The following is a 21,201-nucleotide window of genomic DNA, read 5'->3' as shown; positions in this document are numbered from 1 at the left end:
GGCAGCGGGGTCGCCTTTCTTTGGGGTACCTTTCTTTGGCGACTCAAAGAAAGGTACCTCGGCTGCCGGGCCGAGACCCGGCCTCCGCCCCTGAAACAAGCATGCGGCAACCCTAGAGACCAAGCCGCAGAACCACGCCTGCACAGCCGGGCGCACATCCCGGCTCCCGCCCTCAAGCAAGGCGCCGGTAAAAAACCCCGAGAGATCGTCAGCCCAGCAACCGAGCCAAGGTCAACAAAGCCAGCAGCAGCATCCACACCACCACCGACCTCCAAACGAGCCCCACGACACTGCGCAAATGCCCGACTTCAGGCTCCCGCCCAGGGGTCGCGTCACTGTCCCCCATGTCCGCATCGATCTCCAACCCCTGCGGCGTATGCAGCACCGACCGGGCCTTGAGCGCCTCGCCCCCCAAACGGACGTTGATGGCCCCGGCCGTCGCCGCCAGCACCACCCCATCGTTGTCATTGGGAAAGCGCTGGGCATGGAAGCGCCAGCCCTCGATCGCCTCCTCGAAGCTGCCCACCACCGCAAAGCTCAGCGCGGTCAGCCGCGCAGGCACCCAGTCGATCACCGTCCAGGCCTGGGCCGAAGCGCGCTGCAGCGATTCGCTCGCGGGCTGCGCCCCCATGCGCTGGCGGTAGTGCCAGTAGCGCGAGGCGAATTCAGCCAGCCGGTACAACACCGCCCCCGTAGGCCCCAGGCCCAGGGCGGCCAGCACCGAGAACCAGGCCAGCACGCCGAACACATGGCGGTGCGCAGCCAGCACCGAGTACTCGATCACGTGGCGCACGATCTCGCTGCGCGGCAGCAGGCCGACATCCACCTGCTGCCAATGGGCCAGGCGCTCGCGGGCAGCGTCTTCATCGCCTTCTTCCAGCGCATCGCGGATACCGGTGAAATGGTGGCTGAACTGGCGGAAACCGAGGGTGACGTACAGCACCGCCACGCTCCAGAGCACGGCGAACGGCCAGCCCAGCCCCCACAGCAGCAGCCAGTGGATGGCCAGCACGACCAGGGAAGGGACGAGCACCGCCAGGCCCCACGCCACCCAGCCGTGGTGCGACTTGCCGGCGTCGAAATTGCGGCTCACCGACAGGGCCCAGGCACGCAGGCCTGCGTGGATGGGGTTGCTGCGGGCCAGCGGGCGGGCCTGCTCGATCAGCAGAGCGAACAGGATGGCGAAGAAACTCATGGTCGCCAATGATACTGGCGCTGCATGCCGCCGTGCACCAATAGGGTCAGGCTTGCATGAAGCGGTAGAAATTGCGCAGCATGCCGGCGGTGGCGCCCCAGATATGGTGGTTCTTCTCGCCGTCCTGGTAGGGCATGGAGAACCATTCGCGGGCCACGCCCTCCCACTCCAGCCGGTGGCGCTGGTGGTTGGCCGGGTCGAGCAGAAAGGCCAGCGGCACCTCGAACAGATCCGCCACCTCGTAGGGGTTGGGCGTGAGCACGCAGTCGGGCTGCACCAGCGCGACCACGGGCGTGATGATGAAGGAGGTGCCCGTCACGTAGATGGGCAAGGAACCCAACACCTCCACGTACTGGCGCTCCAGACCCACTTCCTCGAAGGCCTCGCGCAGCGCGGTGTCGGCCGGGGTGGCGTCCTCGGGGTCCGCCCGGCCACCGGGAAAGGCGATCTGCCCTGAGTGCGTGGACAGATGCGCCGTGCGCTCGGTCAGCAGCACCATGGGCTGCTCGCGCAGGACGATGGCCAGCAGCACCGAGGCATGGGCCGGCTCGCGCTGGGCGAACTTGCGCTCCAGCACCACCTCGGGCTCCCACTGCGGCGGGTGCGCAAAGCGCAAGCGCAGCGCCTCGGGGGTCTGGGCCGCCAGCGGCACCGCTGCCAGGTGCGTATCCACCCCCACCACGGGCACCTTGCGCGGATCGAAATCGGGCAGCGTGGACAGGGGCGGGATGATGGAGGACACGGGGCTGATCGGTGGTTTCACTGCAGTCGGGATGAGGGGGCCAAGGGAACGCTGGTGAGGCGGCACAATGCAAAAAGCCGCTACAGGCTGGCTGTAGCGGCTTGCCTGGACGGGTCCAGTCCTCAGGCGGCAGTAGCTGCTGCTGCGGCGGCGGCAACAGCCGCCTTGTTGACGCGCTGTGGCAGCTTTTCCTTGATACGTGCCGACTTGCCGCTGCGGTCACGCAGGTAGTACAGCTTGGCACGGCGCACGTCACCGCGGCGCTTGACTTCGATACCGGCGATCAGCGGGCTGTAGGTCTGGAACGTACGCTCCACGCCTTCGCCGCTGGAGATCTTGCGCACGGTGAAGCCGCTGTTCAGGCCGCGATTGCGCTTGGCAATCACCACGCCTTCGTAAGCCTGCACGCGCTTGCGGGTACCTTCCACCACGTTCACGCTCACGATGACGGTGTCACCAGGCGCAAATGCGGGAATGGTCTTGTTGAGGCGGGCGATTTCTTCCGCTTCCAGGGTTTGAATCAGGTTCATTTTTACATCCAACGATCATGTCCGCGCCAAAAATGGCAGCGTCGGGATTGACGTCTCAGTGTTTCGCACAAACGGCAGGAGCCTGCATGCTCCACATGTTTGCTCAGCAAAACGGCCGGCCAGAGGATCGAAAAGCCTTTGATTATAGCAAGTCAGCGCAAATTGGCCAATACGGCCTCGTCGGCAGGCGTGATGCGACCCGCTTGGCGCGCTGCGGCGATCAGATCGGGGCGGTGGCGCACGGTGACGGCCAGGCGCTGGTCGCGCCGCCAGCGCTCGATCTGCGCGTGGTGGCCGGACATCAGCGCGGCCGGCACGGCCTGGCCTGCCCATTCTTCGGGACGGGTGTAGTGGGGGCAGTCGAGCAGGCCGTCGAGCGCGGGGTTGAAGCTGTCGAGCTGGTGGCTGCCCTCGTCGTTGAGCACGCCGGGCTGCAGGCGCGCCACGGCATCGAGCAAGGCCATGGCGGCGATCTCGCCGCCCGAGAGCACGAAATCGCCCAGGCTGATCTGCAGGTCCACATGGGCATCGATGAAGCGCTGGTCGATGCCTTCATAGCGCCCGCACAACAGCACGGCGCCCGTGCTGGCAGACCACCGCTCCACCGCCGCGTGGTTGAGCGCCGCACCGATGGGCGAAAACAGCACCAGCGGCGCCTGCCCCTCAACCGGCTCGGCGCGCTCGGTGCGGATGGCGGCCAGGCAGCGCGCCAGCGGCTCGGCCAGCATCACCATGCCCGGGCCACCGCCAAAGGGCCGGTCGTCCACGCGGCGGTAGTTGCCCTCGGCCTGGTCGCGGGGGTTCCACAGCCGTACGTCGACCTGGCCACCGGCATAGGCACGCCGCGTCACGCCGCTGGCCAGAAAGGGCGCAAACAGCTCGGGGAACAGGGTGATGATGTCAAAGCGCATGGTGCGCAGCGGACCGCAACCGGTCGCTCAGTAGTCGGGCTGCCAGTCGACGGTGATGCGCTTTTCGGGCAGTTCCACCTTGTCGACGAAATGGGCAACGAAGGGAATCATGCGCTCCTGCACCTTGCCTGCCTCCTCGTACTCGAGCACCAGCACGGTCTGCGGGCCGGTGGACAGCAGTTCGCGCACGGCGCCCAGGGCCAGGCCCTCGCGGTTGACGACGGCCAGGCCGATCAGGTCCACCCAGTAGTATTCGTCGGTGGCGGTGGTCGGAAAGCCCGAGCGCGGCACGAAGATGCGCGCGCCGCGCAGCGCCTCGGCGCCGTTGCGGTCGTCGATGCCCTGCGCCCAGGCCACCACGGTGTCCGAGTGGTCCTTGGCCTGCCGAATCGGCAACAGCACCGTGCCGGAGAAGGTCTTGGCACCGCGCTCGGAGGGCTGCAGGTACCAGCTTTTGGCAGAGAACAGGGCTTCGGGGTTGCTGCTGTGGGGCACCACCTTGAACCAGCCTTTGATACCCCAGGCGTCGGCAATGCGGCCCACTTCGACGGCGTCGGCAGGCAGTTCTGCGGGTGCGAGGGTCAGGTTCGTGGCCATGGAATGGGTCTCGGAAATAGGAAAAGGGCGGGTTCCGCCAGGCAAGCCGACGGAACCCGCCCTTTTCAGGGAGCTTTAAGCAGCCTTCTTGGCAGCTTGCTTGATCAGGCGGTCCACGGTAGGCGAGGACTGGGCGCCCACGCTCTGCCAGTACGTCAGGCGGTCCTGTGCAATGCGCAGGCCTTCTTCGGTTTCCTTGGCGGTGGGGTTGTAGAAGCCCAGGCGCTCGATGAAGCGGCCATCGCGGCGCACGCGCTTGTCAGCAACGACGATGTTGAAGAAAGGACGGCCCTTGGAGCCGCCGCGGGAAAGTCGAATGACGACCATGATTTATCCTTCGGGTGTTGGGTTCCGGCAATACCTGCCGAAAGCCGCAGTGTTCGCAACCATATTCTCGCAACGCTTGAGACACGCGACATGGCCACCCGGCCAGCGACACGCTGCAAAGCCCACGATTATATCCAATTCCCCATTCCATGCCCATTATTCGTCCAAGCACCGACGCTGACCTGCCCGCGATCACCACCATCTATGCCCACCACGTGCTGCACGGCACGGGTACTTTCGAGATCGATCCCCCCACCGAAACCGACATGGCCGGCCGCCGCGCCGACGTGCTGGGCCGGGGCCTGCCCTGGCTGGTGGCCGAGCAGGACGGGCAGGTGCTGGGCTTTGCCTACGCCAACTGGTTCAAGCCGCGCCCGGCCTACCGCTTCTCGGCCGAAGACTCGATCTACGTGGCCGACAGCGCCCGCGGCATGGGCCTGGGCCGGCAACTGCTGGCCGAACTGATGGTGCAGGCCGAGGCGGCCGGCGTGCGCAAGCTGCTGGCGGTGATCGGCGATTCGGCCAACGCCGGCTCCATCGGCGTGCACCGCGCCGTGGGCTTTACCGACGTGGGCGTGATGCGCTCCATGGGCTGGAAATTCGGCGCCTGGCGCGACATCGTGCTCATGGAAAAGACCCTGGGCGCGGGCGACACCACTTCGCCTGAATAATCCCCCCATGAAAAACAAAACACTGGCTGCCTGGCTGGCCTTCCTGGGCGGCCCGCTGGGCCTGCACCGCTTTTACCTGCACGGCATGGGGGACATGCTGGGCTGGCTGCTGCCCATCCCCACGGCACTGGGGATCTACGGCATCCAGCGCGTGCAGCAACTGGGGCAGGACGACCATTACAGCTGGATCCTGATCCCCCTGCTGGGGTTCACGATCGCGGGTTGCGCCCTGCGCGCCATCCTGTACGGCCTGATGACGCCCGAACGCTGGAATGCCCGCTACAACCCCAGCGCCCCGGTGGAAGCGCCCGCCGGCCAGACGCAGTGGATCACCATCGGTGCCATCGTCCTGGCCCTGCTGATGGGCACCACGGTGCTGATGGCCAGCCTGGCGTTCAGCTTCCAGCGCTATTTCGAGTACCAGATCGAGGAAGCGCGCAAGATTTCGCAATAGGCATCCGCCACAACGCAAAAAGCCCTCCGGGAAACAGTTCCCGGAGGGCTTTCTTCATGGAGCTGCAGAGCACTCAGAACAACTGCAGGCTCACCCAGTAGGCAATGGCCGCCACAAAGGCGCTGGCCGGGATGGTGAGCACCCAGGCCCAGACGATGTTGCCGGCCACGCCCCAGCGCACGGCGCTGGCGCGCTGGGTGGAGCCCACGCCCACGATGGCACCGGTGATGGTGTGCGTGGTGGATACCGGGATGCCCAGCGTGGTGGCCAGGAACAGCGTGATCGCCCCGCCCGTTTCGGCACAGAAGCCGCCCACGGGCTTGAGCTTGGTGATCTTCTGGCCCATGGTCTTGACGATGCGCCAGCCACCGAACATGGTCCCGAGGCCAATGGCCACGTAGCAGCTCACGATGGTCCAGGTGGGAGGCGATGCGTCGCTGGCCGAAGCGTAGCCCGTGGCGATCAGCAGCAGCCAGATGATGCCGATGGTCTTCTGCGCATCATTGCCGCCGTGGCCCAGGCTGTAGGCGCCTGCGGAAACGAGCTGCAGCCGCCGGAACCACTTGTCCACCTTGCTCGGCCTGGCGCGCCGGAAGATCCAGGCCACGGCCACCATCATCAGCGAGCCGAGCAGAAAGCCCAGCAGCGGCGAGACGAAGATGAAGGCCACGGTTTTCAGGATGCCGGCCGAGATCAACGCGCCCGCGCCAGCCTTGGCGATCACCGCGCCCACGATGCCGCCGATCAGCGCATGCGAGGAGCTGCTGGGGATGCCGTAGTACCAGGTGATCACGTTCCAGGTGATGGCGCCCACCAGGGCGCCGAACACCACGTGCGTGTCCACGATGCCGGGCTGCACGATGCCCTTGCCCACCGTGGCGGCCACGCTCAGGTGGAACACGAAGATGGCCACGAAATTGAAGAATGCCGCGAACAGCACCGCCTGCGCGGGCTTGAGCACGCCGGTGGAGACCACCGTGGCAATCGAGTTGGCGGCGTCGTGGAACCCGTTCATGAAGTCGAACAGGATCGCAAGCGCCACGAGCAGAACGACAACCCACAGGGCTGCTTGTACGGTTTCCATGCTGCTGGGCCCTGCCGATCAGGAGTTCTCGAGGACGATGCCCTCGATGCAGTTGGCCACGTCCTCGCACTTGTCGGTGATGGTTTCCAGGAGCTCGTAGATGGCCTTGAGCTTGATCACTTCGCGCACATCGGGCTCCTCGCGGAACAGCTTGCTCATGGCGCTGCGCATCACGCGGTCGGCGTCGGATTCGAGCTTGTCGATCTCCTCGCAGGTCTTGAGGGCGGCCTCGGCCACGGCAGGGTCGGCGATCTTGTCGAGCAGCTTGACGGCATCGCGCAAGCGCTCGCAGCACTTGAGGCTCAGGTCGGTGAGGCGCGTGATCTCGTCCGTCATGTGGCGCACGTCGTACAGCGCCATGGTTTCCGCCGAGTCCTGGATCAGATCGGCCACATCGTCCATGGTGTTGATGAGCGTGTGGATCTGCTCACGGTCGATGGGGGTGATGAAGGTCTTGTGGATGGCCTTGTTGACCTCGTGCGTCACGCGGTCGGCAGCGCGCTCGGCGTTGTCCACATCCTGGTTGTACTTGTCACGCAGGTGGGGATCGTTGTAGTTGGCCACCAGTTGCGAAAAGGCGCGGGCCGCTTCCACGATGCGGTCCGCATGCTGGTTGAACATTTCGAAAAAATTGCCTTCGCGTGGCAACAGCTTGGCAAACAGCATGGGGGAGGCTCCTGGAACGGGGGGGCGGATTTCTTGGAAATGACGGTGCCATGACAAAACCATGACGCCAACGTGACTGCCGGGAGTTTAACCGCCGGGCCGTTGCAACCATGCCCAGGGTCGATGGCAGCGGCTTCGCCCGGGCCGGGATCCCCGGGCCGGGCCTACCCGCCGGGGACCCTCCGTCCTACAGCAACCGTCGGGGCAGCGCCTTAGATTGGGCGTTCGCCCCGCGGGCATCCGTTGCCCGCCGAATTTCCCCACGTTCCAAGGACACCTTCCATGCCATCCTCGTTCCGCCTGATCCCCTGGCTGGTTGCAGCCGCCTGCGCCGCCACGGGCGTGCAGGCACAGACCAGCAGCGCTTCGCCCAAGCAGCGCGATTCCTTCATTCCTTATACGCAGCAAGGCTACTTCGGCCTGAGCGGCGGCCGGTCCAACTACGACCTCAATGCCGGTCCACCCGGCACCGGCCTGGGCTTCGATGACTCCGACTCGGCCTGGAAACTCTCCACCGGCGGCTATTTCCACCCCAATGCCGGCGTGGAGCTGAGCTACCTGAATGCCGGCAAGGCCCACCGCCTGGGCGGCACCACCAAGGCCGAGGGCGTCAACCTGAGCCTGATCGGGCGCGCCCCGCTGAACGAGCAGTTCGACCTGTTCGGCAAGGTAGGTACCACCTATGGCCGCACGCGCACTTCGGGCTTTTCGGGCCTGGGCGTGGCCACGGGCAAGGACAGCGGCTTCGGGCTGTCCTACGGCGTGGGCGCACGCTGGAACTTCAACCAGCAATGGGCCGCCGTGGTGGAGTGGGAGCGCCACAAGTTCCACTTCTCGGATGAGAACTCGGGCGTGAAGATGACGACGCTGGGCGTGCAGTACAAGTACTGACCTGCAACGGGAGGACTTGCGTCCTCTCCATGAAAAATGCCGTCCCGAGGGATGGCATTTTGCTGGCGCAGGCAAGCCCTTACTCGCCCAGGTAGGCGGCACGCACCTTGGGGTCGCTCAGCAGCTCCTGGCCCGGCCCGGTCATGGTGATCAGGCCCGACTCCATCACATAACCGCGGTCGGCAATGGCCAGCGCGCGGCTGGCGTTCTGCTCCACCAGCAGGATGGTCACCCCCAGGGCGTACACATCGCGCACGACCTCGAAGATCTTGTCCACCATGATGGGTGACAGGCCCATCGAGGGCTCGTCCAGCAGCAGCACCTTGGGCTGGCTCATCAGCGCGCGGCCCATGGCCAGCATCTGCTGCTCACCGCCTGACATGGTGCCGGCCAGCTGGTCCTTGCGCTCGCGCAGGCGCGGGAAGATGGTGAACATCTTCTCGATGTCGGCCAGGATGCCCGCCTTGTCCTTGCGGATGTAGGCACCCATCTGCAGGTTTTCGGTGATGGTCATGCGCGCGAACACGCCACGGCCTTCGGGCACCATGACCAGGCCGTCCTTGACCAGGTCCCAGGCGCCCTTGCCCTTGATGCTCTTGCCCAGGTACTCGATGTCGCCATCGCCCATGGGCAGCGTGCCCGTGATGGCCTTCATGGTGGTGGTCTTGCCGGCACCGTTGGAGCCAATGAGCGAGACCAGCTCGCCTTCGCGCACTTCGAAGTCCACGCCCTTGACGGCCTGGATACCGCCATAGCCCACCTTCAGGCCCTTGATCTGCAGCAGTACCTTGTTGGATTTTTCGGCCATTCTCAATGTCCTCCGGTGCCCAGATAGGCCTCAATCACTTTTTCGTTCTTCTGCACGGTGGCAGGCGTGCCTTCGGCGATCTGCTTGCCGTAGTCGAGCACCGTCACGCGGTCGCACAGGCCCATCACCAGCTTCACGTCGTGCTCGATGAGCAGGATGGTGCGGTTGTCGTTGCGGATGCGGTCGATCAGCTCGCGCAACTGCACCTTCTCGGTCGCGTTCATGCCGGCTGCGGGCTCGTCCAGCGCAATCAGCTGGGGATCCGTTGCCAGGGCGCGGGCGATCTCCAGGCGGCGCTGGTCGCCGTAGCTCAAGGTGCGCGCCTTGTAGTCGGCGAACTTGCCGATGCCCACGTAGTCGAGCAGTTCCTGCGCGCGCTTGGCGATGGCCAGCTCCTCTGCCTTGAAGCTCTTGGTGCGCAATATCGCGCCCAGCAGGCCGGATTTGGTGCGGATGTGGCGGCCCACCATCACGTTCTCTAGCGCCGTCATCTCCGCAAACAGGCGGATGTTCTGGAAGGTACGGGCAATGCCGGCCTTCGCCACCTCATGCACGGCTGTCGGCTCGTAGGGCTTGCCTGCGAGTTCGAACGTGCCGGCGTCGGGGGTGTACAGGCCGGTGATCACGTTGAAGAACGTGGTCTTGCCAGCGCCGTTGGGACCGATCAGGCCGTAAACCTGGCCGCGTTCAATCGTGATGCCGACGTCGGAGAGGGCCTGCAAGCCGCCAAAGCGCTTGGAAATGCCGGCAACCTTCAGCACCACTTCGTTGGATTTCTCTGCCATGTTCTAACTTTCGGTGGTGTTCAGGACTTCTGCGTGAGGCTCTTGCCATGGTCGGGCGCAGGCCACAGACCACGGGGGCGCATCAGCATGATGACGATCATGGCCACGGCAATCAGGAACTGGCGCAGGATGGCGGAATCGAGGCGGCCGTCGGTCATGGCCTGCAGCGGGCCGGCCACGTACCGCAGCACTTCGGGCAGGGCCGACAGCAGCACGGCGCCCAGGATCACGCCCGGGATGTGGCCGATGCCGCCGAGCACCACCATGGCGACGATCATGACCGACTCCATCAGGCTGAAGGACTCGGGCGAGACGAAGCCCTGGAAGGCACCGAACATGGCACCCGAGACGCCGCCGAACGAAGCGCCCATGCCGAAGGCCAGCAGCTTGAGGTTGCGGGTGTTGATGCCCATGGCCTTGGCGGCGATCTCGTCTTCGCGGATGGCCATCCAGGCGCGGCCGATGCGCGAGTCCTGCAGGCGGTAGCAGATGATGACGCTGATGATCACCAGCACCAGGAACAGGTAGTAGTACAGCGTGACGGAGTTGATGTCGAAGCCAAACAGCTCCAGCCGCTTGCCCAGATCCAGGCCGAAGATCTTGACCGAGTCGATCTGCCCCAGGCCCTTGGGGCCGTTGGTCAGGTTGACGGGGTGGTCCAGGTTGTTCAGGAAGATGCGGATGATCTCACCGAAGCCCAATGTCACGATGGCCAGGTAGTCGCCGCGCAGCTTGAGCGTCGGCGCCCCGAGCACCGCCCCGAAGAGCGCCGCAACCAGTGCCGCCAACGGTATCACCACCCACAGCGAGGTGTGCAGCCCATTGGGGAACATGGCGGCAAACGCGGTGAAGGTATCGGCCAGATGGGGCGATGCCATCAGCGCGAACAGGTAGGCACCCACGGCATAGAACGCCACATAGCCCAGGTCGAGCAGGCCGGCGTAGCCGACCACGATGTTCAGGCCCAGGGCCAGCATCACGTACAGCAGGGCCAGGTCGGCGATGCGCACCCAGGCGTTGCCGAAGTACTGGAGGATGAGCGGGAGAATCAGCAGCGCGATGCCGCCCATGACCCATTTGGCAAGGTTGTTGTTTTTCATGACAAGGTCCTCAGGCTCGGTCGGCCACACGCTCGCCCAGCAGGCCCGAGGGGCGCAGCGTGAGGATGATGATCAGCACGATGAAAGCAAAGATGTCGGTGTAGTGGCTGCCCAGCAGGCCACCCGTGAGGGTGCCGATGTAGCCCGAGCCGATGGCCTCGATCAGGCCCAGCAGGATGCCGCCGACCACCGCGCCGGCCAGGTTGCCGATGCCGCCGAACACGGCGGCCGTGAAGGCCTTGAGTCCGGGCAGGAAGCCCATGGTGTGCTGCGCCGTGCCGTAGTTGGAGGCGTACATGATGCCGGCGATGGCCGCCAGGATGGCACCGATGATGAAGGTGGCCGAGATCACCATGTCGGGCTTGACGCCCATCAGCGAAGCCACGCGGGGGTTCTCTGCCGTGGCACGCATCGCGCGGCCCAGGTTGGTGTGGTTCACCAGGTACATCAGCGAGGCCAGCGCCACTGCGGTCACGCCCAGGATCAGGATCTGGGTGGGGGTGATGTAAGCGCCACCGACCTCAAACGGCGTGCTGGGCAGCATCGTCGGGTACGGCTTGTAGTTGGGCTTCCAGATGATCATGGCCAGCGTCTGCAGCAGGATGGACATGCCGATGGCGGTGATCAGGGGCGCCAGGCGCGGGCTGCTGCGCAGTGGCCGGTAGGCGACCTTCTCGATCACGAAATTCAGGGTGGCAGCGACCACGCACGCGATGATGGTGGCTAGCAGCAGGATGAGCCAGCCGGGCGCGCCAGGCATGGCCCCTTGCATTAACCCGATACAGCTCCAACTGGTGAGTGCACCGATCATGAGCACCTCGCCGTGGGCGAAGTTGATCAGTTGAATAATGCCGTACACCATCGTGTAGCCCAAGGCTATCAAGGCGTACATGCTGCCGAGAACCAGACCGTTGATGATCTGTTGCAGCAAAATGTCCATAAGAGAAGTCCTTCGTTTGTAACGCACCCCAAGCGCAGGCACCGGAATCGGTACAGCCTTGTGGGCCCGACTGCCATCTAGCAAAAAACCCGCCAGAAATGCAGCTGTGCGGGTTTGTGGACGGGATTGTAGCCAGTAGTGTCAGGAGCCCCTCTTCAGGATTGGCGGGGTTTTCCCTCGGGTTGCGGGTCCATCAGTGACGGGCCGGGCACATAAGTATTTTTGATACACGCAAGAATATTGCTGAGCAAACTTATTACCAGGATCATGCAAAATCGGCATAACGTCGGTTTTTCGCCGTTTCTCCTGCGGCCAATCAGTCCTCGGGGAGGTCGGCGCCATCGGCGGTGGTATTGCGATTGCGCAGCTCACGCAATTTCTGTGCGATCTTGATTTCGAGCCCGCGTTCCACCGGCTGGTAGAAACCAGGCGCCGGCATGCCCTCGGGCAGGTAGTTTTCGCCCGCCGCAAAGCCGCCTTCCTCGTCGTGTGCGTAGCGGTAGCCCTTGCCATAGTCGAGTTGCTTCATGAGCTTTGTCGGTGCATTGCGCAGGTGCATGGGCACCGGGCGCGTCCCGTCCTGCTTGACCCAGGCGCGCGCAGCGTTGTAAGCCCTGTAGACAGCATTCGACTTGGGTGCCACGGCCAGGTAGACCACGCACTCGGCCAGGGCCAGCTCGCCCTCGGGCGTGCCCAGGCGCTCGTAGACCTCGGCGGCATCGAGCGCCAGGCGCAGAGCGCGCGGATCGGCCAGGCCGATGTCCTCGCTGGCCATGCGCACCAGGCGCCGCGCCATGTAGCGCGGGTCGGCACCACCGTCGAGCATGCGCACCAGCCAGTACAGCGCCGCATCGGGGTCCGAGCCGCGCACGGATTTGTGCAGCGCGCTGATGGTGTCGTAGAACTGCTCGCCACCCTTGTCGTAGCGGCGCATGCGCTCGCCCAGCACCTTGAGCAGCCAGGCGTCCGTGATCTCGGCCAGTTGCTCCTGCGTCGCCGCCATGGCCAGTGTTTCCAGCGTGTTGAGCAGGCGCCGGGCATCGCCGTCGGCATAGGCCACAAGGCGGTCGATGGCGTCCTGCTCGATGGCGGGCAGCGCCTTGTGCGCCTGGGCCAGGGCCACGAGCTGCTGCAGGTCCTCGGTCGACAGCGGCTGCAGCACGTACACGGCGGCGCGCGAAAGCAGCGCAGAGTTGACCTCGAACGAGGGGTTCTCGGTGGTCGCGCCGATGAAGGTGAACAGGCCGCTTTCCACATGCGGCAAAAACGCGTCCTGCTGGCTCTTGTTGAAGCGGTGCACCTCATCGACGAAGACGATGGTGCGCTGCTGCATGAGGCCGTCACGCGCCAGCTCGGCCCGCTCCACCGCCTCGCGGATGTCCTTGACCCCGCCCAGCACGGCACTGATGCTGATGAACTGCGCGTCGAAGGCATCGGCCATGAGCCGCGCAATGGTGGTCTTGCCCACGCCCGGCGGGCCCCACAGGATGCAGCTGTGCGGACGGCCCGATTCGAACGCCAGGCGCAGCGGCATGCCCGGCCCCAGCACCTGCTGCTGCCCGATCACTTCGCCCAGCGTGCGCGGGCGCAGGCGCTCGGCCAGGGGTTGGTGGGCGGCGGTGGATGGCGAAGGGGAACTGCGGGACGTACTCATGGTGGCGAAGAAACGGGGACCGTGTGGATGGCAACCTGCGGCATGCACCGATTCCAACACAGGCAGCGGCCGCTGCATTTTGTAACGATGACGCTGGGGCACATGGAACGCGCACCCCATGCCCATCGCTTATAAACAAGCGCTTTTCGGGGCGGGGCACAACCCCATTCCCATTCTTGCTCCTGCACCTGGATCCCCTGACCCATGAAACCAGTCTCTTTTTGCACCCTGCCCCTGCTCCTGAGCTCCGCCCTGCTGTGCAGCACCGCCCATGCCGACGTAACCGAAGCCGAGGCCATTGAGGCACAACTGGGCTCGGCCCTCGCGTCGGCCGATTTCGCGGCCAAGAACTGCCCAAACCTCGCCATCAACGACGACAAGGTGCAAGAGTTGCTCAAGCGCATCAAGAAGACGGCAGCAGACCTGCGCGCGGGCGAGGACTACGACGACCAGCACAAGGTGGTGCAGCAGCTCAACAAGCAGCAGGGCCGCGCCATGATCTGCATGGTGCTGCCCTCCGCCCATGGGGGCTACGCGCGCGGCGTCATCCAGAAGAAATAGGCGCCAGCGCCACCCGCAGATTTACTGCTTGACCACGTCTGCCCCGGCGGGCGGCTTGAACTGGAAGGTGCCGGCCGGCAGCGCCGCATTGGCCTGCATGCCGCTGAAGCGGATGGCCGAGCGCTGGCCGAAGCTGTCCAGGATATCCAAGGCCGCGAGCTGCTCGCCCGCAAACCCCACGCGCACGCTCTGCAGCTGCCCGTCCTTGGCCTTGGGGCGTGCCAGCACCCACTGCAGGCCGTCGGCCTCGGGCGCCGACTCCAGGGTGAAATCCGCCTTGAGCGCCGACAGGTCGGGCGCCGACGCCAGCAGCGCAGCCGGCGTGGTGCCCAGGGCCTGCGCCTGGGCGCGCTGCGTCACCTGGTTCAGGTCCACGTCATGCAGCCACAGGGTCTGGCCGTCTGCCACGATGGTCTGCTCAAAAGGCTTCTTGTAGACGAACTTGAAGCGCCCGGGGCGCTGGAACTCGAAGGAGCCGCTGGAGTTCTTGGTGCGCGCCGTCTGCCCCTCCTTGGGCGGCGAGGTCACCACCTGGGTGAAATCGGCACGGCCGGTCTGGGTGCTCTTCATGAACGCTTCCAGGCTCTTGAGTCCGTCCGCACTGGCCCACTGGGCACTGGCGGCGATCACGATGGCTGTCACAATTTTTTTCAACAAAAGCTCCTGTCTGTGGGGTTGCAGGCCGCAAAACGCATGCTCCGCAGCCGCTGCACCGATTACTCGGGGCGCGCGGGCACCAGCACTTCGCGCTGGCCGCTGGTGGTCAGGCCGCTGACCAGGCCCGCCTTCTCCATGTCTTCGAGCAGGCGGGCGGACCGGTTGTAGCCGATGCGCAGCTTGCGCTGGACGTAGGAGATGCTGGCCTTGCGGTCCTTGAGGACCACTTCTACGGCCTGGTCGTACATGGGGTCTTTTTCACCCCCTTCACCGCCACCGCCCTCCCCTGACAGATCCCCGTCGCCGTCCACAGTTCCGCCTTCCAGCACCCCCTCTATGTAGTCCGGCTCCCCTTGTTCCTTGAGGTAATGGACGACACGGTGGACTTCCTCGTCCGAGACGAAGGCGCCATGCACGCGGATCGGCAGCCCGGTGCCGCTGGCCATGTAGAGCATGTCGCCCATGCCCAGCAGCGCTTCGGCGCCCATCTGGTCGAGGATGGTGCGGCTGTCGATCTTGCTGCTCACCTGGAAGGCGATGCGGGTCGGGATGTTGGCCTTGATCAGGCCGGTGATCACGTCCACGCTGGGGCGCTGCGTGGCCAGGATCAGGTGGATGCCGGCGGCGCGCGCCTTCTGCGCCAGGCGCGCGATCAGCTCTTCGATCTTCTTGCCCACCACCATCATCAGGTCGGCCAGCTCGTCGATCACCACCACGATGTGCGGCAGGCGCTGCAGTGGCTCGGGCTCCTCGGGCGTGAGGCTGAAGGGGTTGTAGATGAACTCCTCGCGCGCCTTGGCCTCGTCGATCTTGACGTTGTAGCCGGCCAGGTTGCGCACCCCGAGCTTGCTCATGAGCTTGTAGCGGCGCTCCATCTCGGCCACGCACCAGTTCAGGCCGTTGGCGGCCTGCTTCATGTCGGTGACCACGGGGGCCAGCAGGTGCGGAATGCCCTCGTAGACCGACATTTCCAGCATCTTCGGGTCGATCATCAGGAGGCGCACGTCGCGTGCCTCGGCCTTGTACAGCAGCGACAGGATCATGGCGTTGATCCCCACCGACTTGCCCGAGCCCGTGGTACCGGCCACCAGCACGTGCGGCATCTTCGCCAGGTCGGCCACCACCGGATTGCCCACGATGTCCTTGCCCAGGCCCATGGTGAGCATGCTCTTGGCCTCGTGGTAGACCTGCGAGCCCAGAATCTCGGACAGGCGGATCGACTGGCGCTTGGCGTTGGGCAGTTCCAGCGCCATGAAGTTCTTGCCGGGGATGGTCTCCACCACGCGGATGGACACCAGGCTCAGCGAGCGCGCCAGGTCCTTGGCCAGGCCCACGATCTGCGAGCCCTTCACGCCCGTGGCGGGCTCGATCTCGTAGCGCGTGATCACCGGGCCGGGCATGGCCGCCACCACGCGCACCTCCACGCCGAAATCCTTGAGCTTCTTCTCGATCAGGCGGCTGGTCATCTCCAGCGTCTCGGGCGCTACCGTCTCCTGGCGCTGCAGCGGACCATCGAGCAGGTCCACCATCGGCAGCTTGCTGTCGGGCATCTCGGTGAACAGGGGCTTTTGCCGCTCCTTGACCACGCGGGCGCTCAGCGGCGGGTCGACCAGGATAGGCTCGATGATCTGCACCGGTTGCGGGTGGTGCTCCTCGCTCTCGGTCTTCTCTTCCAGCACCACCACGGCGCGCTCACGCGCGGCCTTGCGGCCCACGGCCACATCCTTGGCCACCTCGCGCTGCGTGCGGCGCGACTGCACCAGCGCATCGATGCGCCCGCCCAGCACCTCGGCCACATGGCCCCAGGAGAAACGGAACACCAGCGCCGCTCCCAGCACGGCGAGCACGATGCACAGCAGGGCCGAACCCGTGAAGCCCAGCCACTTGACGCTGGCCGGCCCCGTGAGGAAGCCGAGCACCCCGCCAGCATGGCCAGGCAGCAGCGATTCGAAGCGGTACAGGCGCGACCATTCGAGCGCGGTGCTGGCACACATCAGCACCACCAACCCACCCCAGAACAGGCCGCGGCGTGCCATGGGGCTCACGGCACCGGGCAGCACCTCGCCGCCGCGCATCCAGCGTGCCAGCGACGACAGCCACGAGCGCACGCCCGCCGCCACGCACCACCAGACGGAGAAACCCAGGGCGAAGTAGCTGCCGTCGGCCAGCCAGGCACCGATGCGCCCGGCCCAGTTGAGCACGGCACGCGAGTCCGAGGGCCCCGAGGACGACCAGGCGGCGTCCTGCGCCGAGTAGCTGACCAGCGCCAGCAGCCAGAAAACCAGGGCCAGCAGCCCCAGCACCAGGCCGATTTCATGCCCGAAGCGGGCCGCTCCCGTGCGGGGCGGCGACTTCGCGGCGGACGATGCGTTCAGGGTATTGAGTGAATAGGTCATAAGGAGCCGGGCAAGCTTACCCCAAGCACCGCCCGGAACCGGCGCGCAGGATCAGCCCAGCGCGTCCAGGCGGTCCTTGAGCACGGTAGCGCCGGTGGCCAGCACCTCGATGAAACCGCGCTCCTCCAGGTCCTTCATGACCCGGCTGACCATCTCGCGCGAGGCACCGACCATCTTGGCCAGATCCTGGCGCGATATCTTGTCGCGGATGATGCGCTGGCCCTGCGCATCGGTGACCGCGAAATCCAGCAGCGCATGGGCCACGCGGCCATACACGTCCAGCAGGGCCAGGGATTCGATCTTGCGGTCGGCATGGCGCAGGCGCTTGACCAGGCCGCGCATGACCACCAGCGACATGGAGGCGTTCTCGGTCAGGCAGCGCGCGAACTCGGTGCGCCCGAGCATCAGCACGTCGGTCTGCACCTCGGCGCGTACCGTGGCGGAGTGCGGTTCGTTGTCGATGATGCTCATCTCGCCCAGGTAGTCGCCCTGCGCCAGGTTGGCCAGGATCACCTCGCGGCCCCGGCTGTCGGTCGTCAGCACGCGCGCCCGCCCGGTGAGCAGGATGAACAGTGCGTTGGATTTTTGCCCCTGCTCGACCAGCGCCTCCCCGCGCTTGAAGCGCTTCTTGACCACGGCGCCACTGATCACCTCGGCCTGTGCCACGGTGAGCAGCGAGAACAGCGGTACCCGGCGCAGCAGGTCCAGGTTGGACAACATCGTTGACATGGAAACTTCTCCTCTCAAAAAGGCGCGGCTCCACCGGTGCCGCAGCGGGGTTATCACAGGGGCGCGCCATCGCACTCCCTGATGGGTTCTTACAATCGCCGTGATTGAAAATGGGCCTGCGTGTGAAGACCGTGCGCGGTTGATACTTGGCGCCCTGCCCCCCAGCTTTCCCAACAGCGCCCCGTGCAGCGGGCGCAAAACACAGGCTTTTACCATGTCTACCACCCAACACGCGAAAGTTCTGATCCTAGGCTCCGGCCCGGCCGGCTACAGCGCAGCGGTCTACGCCGCCCGTGCCAACCTCAACCCGGTGCTGATCACCGGCATGTCCCAGGGTGGCCAGCTGATGACCACGACGGAGGTCGACAACTGGCCCGCCGACGTGCATGGCGTGCAGGGTCCGGAGTTGATGCAGCGCTTTCTGGAGCATGCCGAGCGCTTCAAGACGCAGATCATCTTCGACCACATCAACAAGGTCGACTTCAGCAAGCGCCCGTTCACCCTCACCGGTGACAGCGGCACCTACACCTGCGACGCGCTGATCCTGGCGACCGGCGCCTCGGCCAAGTACCTGGGCCTGCCCTCCGAAGAAGCCTTCATGGGCAGGGGTGTGTCGGGCTGCGCCACCTGCGATGGTTTCTTCTACCGCGACAAGCCCGTGGCCGTGGTCGGCGGCGGCAACACGGCCGTCGAAGAAGCGTTGTATCTTTCCAACATCGCCAGCAAGGTCACCGTGGTGCACCGCCGCGACAAGTTCAAGGCCGAGCCCATCCTGGTGGACAAGCTCAACGAGAAGGTCGCCGCTGGCAAGATCGAGCTCAAGCTGTTCAACACGCTGGACGAGGTGCTGGGCGACGCCACCGGCGTGACCGGCATCCGCATCAAGAGCACCAAGGACGGCAGCACCGAGGACATCACGCTGCACGGCTGCTTCATCGCCATCGGCCACTCGCCCAACACCGACATCTTCCAGGGCCAGCTGGAGATGGAAGGCGGCTACATCATCACGCAGGGCGGGCTCAAGGGCTTTGCCACGCAGACCAGCGTGCCGGGCGTCTTCGCGGCCGGCGACGTGGCAGACCATGTGTACCGCCAGGCCATCACCAGCGCCGGCACGGGCTGCATGGCCGCGCTCGACGCCCAGCGCTTTCTCGAACAGCAGGACTGAAAACCGCCACCCGGGACGCAATTTGACGCCCCGGCGCGCGGGCCGCTATAATCCGAGGCTTTCCTGAATTCAGGCGGGTATTTTCGTACCCGCTTTTCCTGCAGGCAAAAATCCAATCGGGCCGGCCACATCGGTCTGCCCGGGGTTACCGCCACCCTTTCTGGCGAGGTGAGGTCGCAAGCTGTGCTTTTGGGAAACATCCCGCGAGCACGCAGCGAACGGCCGTTAAAAAGTATCGGAGTGTCCTCATGGCACGCGTCTGCGACGTAACGGGCAAGAAGCCCATGGTCGGGAACAATGTTTCCCACGCCAACAACAAAACCAAGCGCCGGTTCCTGCCGAACCTGCAATACCGCCGTTTCTGGGTCGAGACCGAAAACCGCTGGGTTCGCCTGCGCGTTTCGAGCGCTGCCCTGCGTTTGATCGACAAGAACGGTATTGACTCGGTGCTCGCAGACCTGCGCGCACGTGGCCAGGCTTAAGGAGAAACACCATGGCAAGCAAAGGCGGACGCGACAAGATCAAGCTGGAATCCACTGCGGGTACCGGTCACTTCTACACCACGACCAAGAACAAGAAGACGATGCCTGAAAAGATGCTGATCATGAAATTTGATCCCAAGGCACGCAAGCACGTCGAATACAAGGAAATCAAGCTGAAGTAATTCAGCGCTGGTTCTCCCCGAAAAAGCCGCCCGGTACTCTGCCAGGCGGCTTTTTCTTTGGCCGCACACAGGCCCTCAGGCGGCCTGCCGAAGGGCCCGGACTTGCCCGTGCAGCAGGCGCCCGAGTTCGCCGTAGGCCCACTCCACCTCGGGCGAGAACGGCAGGCCGCAGCTCAGGCGCAGAAAGCCCTCGTACCGCCCCGAATTGGAGAAGATGGGCCCCGGCGCCACGCGGATGCCCAGGGCCAGCGCCTGCTCGAACAGCAGCGACGAGGACACGCCTGCGGGCAGCTCGATCCACAGGCTGAGCCCGCCGGGCGGCACGGACAGGCGCGTGCCCTGCGGAAAATGCCGCGCCACCATCTGCACGCCGCGCTCGCGCTGCACCCGCAGCGCACTGCGAAAGCGGCGCAGGTGGCGTTCGTGCGCGGCAGTGCCCACGGTGCGTGCCGCCAGCAACTGGGACCAGACCTGCATGTTGCGCGTGCGGGCGAATTTGAGGATCTGGATGCGGTCATGCCACCACCCCCCATTCATCCACCCCTGGCGCAGTCCCGGCGCCAGGGTCTTGTTGAAGGACACGCAGTAGATCACCTGGCCCGTCTCGTCCCAGGCCTTGAGCGGGCGCTGGAGCTCGGGCACATCGACCAGCTCGCGGTAGATATCGTCCTCGATCAGCGCCAGCCCGTGGCGCCGGCAGAACGCCACCAGCCGCTCCTTGTGGCTGTCGGGCATGAGCGCGCCATTGGGCATCTGCAGGTGCGGCACGACGACCACGGCCTTCAGGCGGGGCTCGTGCTGCACGGCCAGCTCCAGCGCATCGAGCGAGATGCCGGTGCGCGAGCTGCTGGGGATCTCCAGCGCGCGCAGGTTCTGCGTTTCCACGGCCTGCAGCACGCCATAGAAGGTGGGGGATTCCACGGCCACGACATCGCCGCGCTCGGTCACCGCCGCGAGCGCCAGATTCACCGCATCCGAGTTGCCCAGCGTGGCCATCACGTCCTGTGGCGCCACGTGGACGCCTACTTCCAGCGCCTGCCGGGCCATCACGGCCTGGAACAGCGGGTGCGTGCCGGGCCGCGAATGGCCCTGCACCAGCACGTCGGGAAACTCGCGCAGCAGCGCGGCGCCCACCCGGTTGAGGGTGAGGTGGTCGAAGAGTTGGGGCGCGGGCATGGCGGCCCCCAGGTCCACGCGCACCTGCGCGCGCCGCCCCTGCTCCAGCCACAGCGAAATGCGTTCGTTGATGCCCGCGAACTGGGTGCCATCGATCTGCTGCACCGGGCAACAGGGGTCGGGTTCGCTGCTGTGGTCCAGCAGGTACACCTGCGGGTCCTGCACGAAGTAGCCGACCCGGGGGCGCGCCTGCACGCTACCCTGCTCCTCCAGGGTGCGCAGCGCCTGCAGCGCGGTCGAAAGGCTCACCCCGTGGCGCTGCATCAGCTCGCGCACCGACGGCATGCGCGCACCGGGCAGCAGCACACCCTGGGCCACCGCCTGCTGGTAGTAGTCGGCCAGTTGGCGGTACAGGGGAAGGTTCGCTGTGGATGTGACGGGCATGGCCTGCCCATGATGCGCCCGAACCGCCAACCAGAACAGATACAGGACTACCGAAAACCGACCAGAACAGAGCAAAAATCAATCCGCTGCTCTGCATCCCCCAGCCGGTTT

24 protein-coding genes are annotated in these 21,201 nt (G+C 65.4%); 7 read left to right on the top strand and 17 right to left on the bottom strand.

Going from position 1 to position 21,201, the window contains the following annotated elements; all coding sequences use genetic code 11:
- Nucleotides 1-208: 208 nt before the first annotated feature.
- From ASE28_RS21235 to rpsP, 6 genes are all read right to left on the bottom strand, one after another.
- Nucleotides 209-1,195 carry a CobD/CbiB family protein gene (locus ASE28_RS21235; protein ID WP_057202006.1) on the bottom strand — a complete coding sequence of 329 codons (987 nt, stop codon included), beginning with the start codon at nucleotides 1,193-1,195 and terminating at the stop codon, nucleotides 209-211.
- A gap of 46 nt (nucleotides 1,196-1,241) precedes the next feature.
- A complete protein-coding gene (locus ASE28_RS21230; RefSeq protein WP_235516186.1) occupies nucleotides 1,242-1,937 on the bottom strand; it encodes a CoA pyrophosphatase in 696 nt (231 codons plus the stop codon).
- Between the two features lie 122 nt (nucleotides 1,938-2,059).
- Nucleotides 2,060-2,467: a 50S ribosomal protein L19 gene (rplS, locus tag ASE28_RS21225; RefSeq protein ID WP_057202005.1), complete on the bottom strand. Its 408-nt coding sequence runs from the start codon at nucleotides 2,465-2,467 to the stop codon at nucleotides 2,060-2,062.
- Nucleotides 2,468-2,619: 152 nt separating this feature from the next.
- Nucleotides 2,620-3,378: a tRNA (guanosine(37)-N1)-methyltransferase TrmD gene (gene trmD, locus ASE28_RS21220; protein ID WP_057268377.1), complete on the bottom strand. Its 759-nt coding sequence runs from the start codon at nucleotides 3,376-3,378 to the stop codon at nucleotides 2,620-2,622.
- 27 nt (nucleotides 3,379-3,405) lie between these two features.
- Nucleotides 3,406-3,975 carry a ribosome maturation factor RimM gene (gene rimM / locus ASE28_RS21215; protein ID WP_057268376.1) on the bottom strand — a complete coding sequence of 190 codons (570 nt, stop codon included), beginning with the start codon at nucleotides 3,973-3,975 and terminating at the stop codon, nucleotides 3,406-3,408.
- A 75-nt stretch (nucleotides 3,976-4,050) separates the two neighbouring features.
- Nucleotides 4,051-4,302, bottom strand: coding sequence for a 30S ribosomal protein S16 (gene rpsP / locus ASE28_RS21210; RefSeq protein ID WP_007859791.1), 252 nt, complete (start codon nucleotides 4,300-4,302; stop codon nucleotides 4,051-4,053).
- 149 nt (nucleotides 4,303-4,451) lie between these two features.
- Here rpsP and ASE28_RS21205 point away from each other — a divergent pair, with 149 nt between their 5' ends.
- Both ASE28_RS21205 and ASE28_RS21200 read left to right on the top strand, forming a co-directional pair.
- The gene (locus ASE28_RS21205) at nucleotides 4,452-4,973 is read left to right on the top strand and encodes a GNAT family N-acetyltransferase (RefSeq protein WP_057268375.1); all 522 of its coding nucleotides are present in this window, start codon (nucleotides 4,452-4,454) and stop codon (nucleotides 4,971-4,973) included.
- A 7-nt stretch (nucleotides 4,974-4,980) separates the two neighbouring features.
- Nucleotides 4,981-5,427, top strand: coding sequence for a TM2 domain-containing protein (locus ASE28_RS21200; RefSeq protein WP_057202001.1), 447 nt, complete (start codon nucleotides 4,981-4,983; stop codon nucleotides 5,425-5,427).
- A 73-nt stretch (nucleotides 5,428-5,500) separates the two neighbouring features.
- Here the strand turns inward: ASE28_RS21200 and ASE28_RS21195 are convergent, their stop codons facing one another.
- Nucleotides 5,501-6,511 carry an inorganic phosphate transporter gene (locus ASE28_RS21195; protein ID WP_057202000.1) on the bottom strand — a complete coding sequence of 337 codons (1,011 nt, stop codon included), beginning with the start codon at nucleotides 6,509-6,511 and terminating at the stop codon, nucleotides 5,501-5,503.
- A gap of 18 nt (nucleotides 6,512-6,529) precedes the next feature.
- Nucleotides 6,530-7,177, bottom strand: coding sequence for a DUF47 domain-containing protein (locus tag ASE28_RS21190; RefSeq protein ID WP_057201999.1), 648 nt, complete (start codon nucleotides 7,175-7,177; stop codon nucleotides 6,530-6,532).
- Nucleotides 7,178-7,459: 282 nt separating this feature from the next.
- Here ASE28_RS21190 and ASE28_RS21185 point away from each other — a divergent pair, with 282 nt between their 5' ends.
- Nucleotides 7,460-8,068 (top strand): outer membrane beta-barrel protein, encoded by a 609-nt coding sequence (locus ASE28_RS21185; RefSeq protein WP_057201998.1) that lies wholly within the window; start codon nucleotides 7,460-7,462, stop codon nucleotides 8,066-8,068.
- Nucleotides 8,069-8,147: 79 nt separating this feature from the next.
- Here the strand turns inward: ASE28_RS21185 and ASE28_RS21180 are convergent, their stop codons facing one another.
- The 5 genes from ASE28_RS21180 to ASE28_RS21160 form a co-directional block, all read right to left on the bottom strand.
- Entirely contained in the window at nucleotides 8,148-8,876 is a 729-nt protein-coding gene (locus tag ASE28_RS21180) for an ABC transporter ATP-binding protein (RefSeq protein ID WP_057201997.1), read from the bottom strand.
- A 2-nt stretch (nucleotides 8,877-8,878) separates the two neighbouring features.
- Nucleotides 8,879-9,661 (bottom strand): ABC transporter ATP-binding protein, encoded by a 783-nt coding sequence (locus ASE28_RS21175; RefSeq protein ID WP_057201996.1) that lies wholly within the window; start codon nucleotides 9,659-9,661, stop codon nucleotides 8,879-8,881.
- Nucleotides 9,662-9,681: 20 nt separating this feature from the next.
- Entirely contained in the window at nucleotides 9,682-10,761 is a 1,080-nt protein-coding gene (locus tag ASE28_RS21170; RefSeq protein ID WP_057201995.1) for an ABC transporter ATP-binding protein, read from the bottom strand.
- Nucleotides 10,762-10,771: 10 nt separating this feature from the next.
- Complete coding sequence (locus ASE28_RS21165; protein ID WP_057201994.1) at nucleotides 10,772-11,701, bottom strand: branched-chain amino acid ABC transporter permease; 930 nt, start codon at nucleotides 11,699-11,701, stop codon at nucleotides 10,772-10,774.
- Between the two features lie 316 nt (nucleotides 11,702-12,017).
- Nucleotides 12,018-13,355, bottom strand: a complete 1,338-nt coding sequence (locus tag ASE28_RS21160) for a replication-associated recombination protein A (RefSeq protein WP_057268374.1) — start codon at nucleotides 13,353-13,355, stop codon at nucleotides 12,018-12,020.
- 204 nt (nucleotides 13,356-13,559) lie between these two features.
- Between ASE28_RS21160 and ASE28_RS21155 the strand changes: the two genes are divergently transcribed.
- Complete coding sequence (locus ASE28_RS21155; protein ID WP_057268373.1) at nucleotides 13,560-13,916, top strand: hypothetical protein; 357 nt, start codon at nucleotides 13,560-13,562, stop codon at nucleotides 13,914-13,916.
- A 21-nt stretch (nucleotides 13,917-13,937) separates the two neighbouring features.
- On the opposite strand, the gene lolA is transcribed toward ASE28_RS21155, so the two are convergent.
- From lolA to ASE28_RS21140, 3 genes are all read right to left on the bottom strand, one after another.
- The gene (lolA, locus tag ASE28_RS21150) at nucleotides 13,938-14,570 is read right to left on the bottom strand and encodes an outer membrane lipoprotein chaperone LolA (RefSeq protein ID WP_057268372.1); all 633 of its coding nucleotides are present in this window, start codon (nucleotides 14,568-14,570) and stop codon (nucleotides 13,938-13,940) included.
- Between the two features lie 62 nt (nucleotides 14,571-14,632).
- Complete coding sequence (locus tag ASE28_RS21145) at nucleotides 14,633-16,969, bottom strand: DNA translocase FtsK (RefSeq protein WP_057201990.1); 2,337 nt, start codon at nucleotides 16,967-16,969, stop codon at nucleotides 14,633-14,635.
- A gap of 51 nt (nucleotides 16,970-17,020) precedes the next feature.
- On the bottom strand, nucleotides 17,021-17,698 hold the full coding sequence (locus tag ASE28_RS21140) for a Crp/Fnr family transcriptional regulator (RefSeq protein ID WP_057268371.1): 678 nt from the start codon (nucleotides 17,696-17,698) through the stop codon (nucleotides 17,021-17,023).
- A 214-nt stretch (nucleotides 17,699-17,912) separates the two neighbouring features.
- Here ASE28_RS21140 and trxB point away from each other — a divergent pair, with 214 nt between their 5' ends.
- The 3 genes from trxB to rpmG all read left to right on the top strand — a co-directional run bounded on the left by trxB (nucleotide 17,913) and on the right by rpmG (nucleotide 19,530).
- Nucleotides 17,913-18,866, top strand: coding sequence for a thioredoxin-disulfide reductase (gene trxB / locus ASE28_RS21135; RefSeq protein ID WP_057201988.1), 954 nt, complete (start codon nucleotides 17,913-17,915; stop codon nucleotides 18,864-18,866).
- A gap of 248 nt (nucleotides 18,867-19,114) precedes the next feature.
- On the top strand, nucleotides 19,115-19,348 hold the full coding sequence (rpmB, locus tag ASE28_RS21130; protein WP_007859763.1) for a 50S ribosomal protein L28: 234 nt from the start codon (nucleotides 19,115-19,117) through the stop codon (nucleotides 19,346-19,348).
- An 11-nt stretch (nucleotides 19,349-19,359) separates the two neighbouring features.
- Nucleotides 19,360-19,530 (top strand): 50S ribosomal protein L33, encoded by a 171-nt coding sequence (gene rpmG / locus ASE28_RS21125; protein ID WP_007859760.1) that lies wholly within the window; start codon nucleotides 19,360-19,362, stop codon nucleotides 19,528-19,530.
- Between the two features lie 75 nt (nucleotides 19,531-19,605).
- On the opposite strand, the gene ASE28_RS21120 is transcribed toward rpmG, so the two are convergent.
- Nucleotides 19,606-21,090 carry a PLP-dependent aminotransferase family protein gene (locus ASE28_RS21120; RefSeq protein WP_057268370.1) on the bottom strand — a complete coding sequence of 495 codons (1,485 nt, stop codon included), beginning with the start codon at nucleotides 21,088-21,090 and terminating at the stop codon, nucleotides 19,606-19,608.
- Between the last annotated feature and the right edge of the window lie 111 nt (nucleotides 21,091-21,201).

It is taken from the genome of Acidovorax sp. Root219 (genome assembly GCF_001428665.1).
Taxonomy (GTDB): Bacteria; Pseudomonadota; Gammaproteobacteria; order Burkholderiales; family Burkholderiaceae_C; genus Acidovorax.
This window is presented reverse-complemented; position numbering and strand designations above follow the sequence as displayed.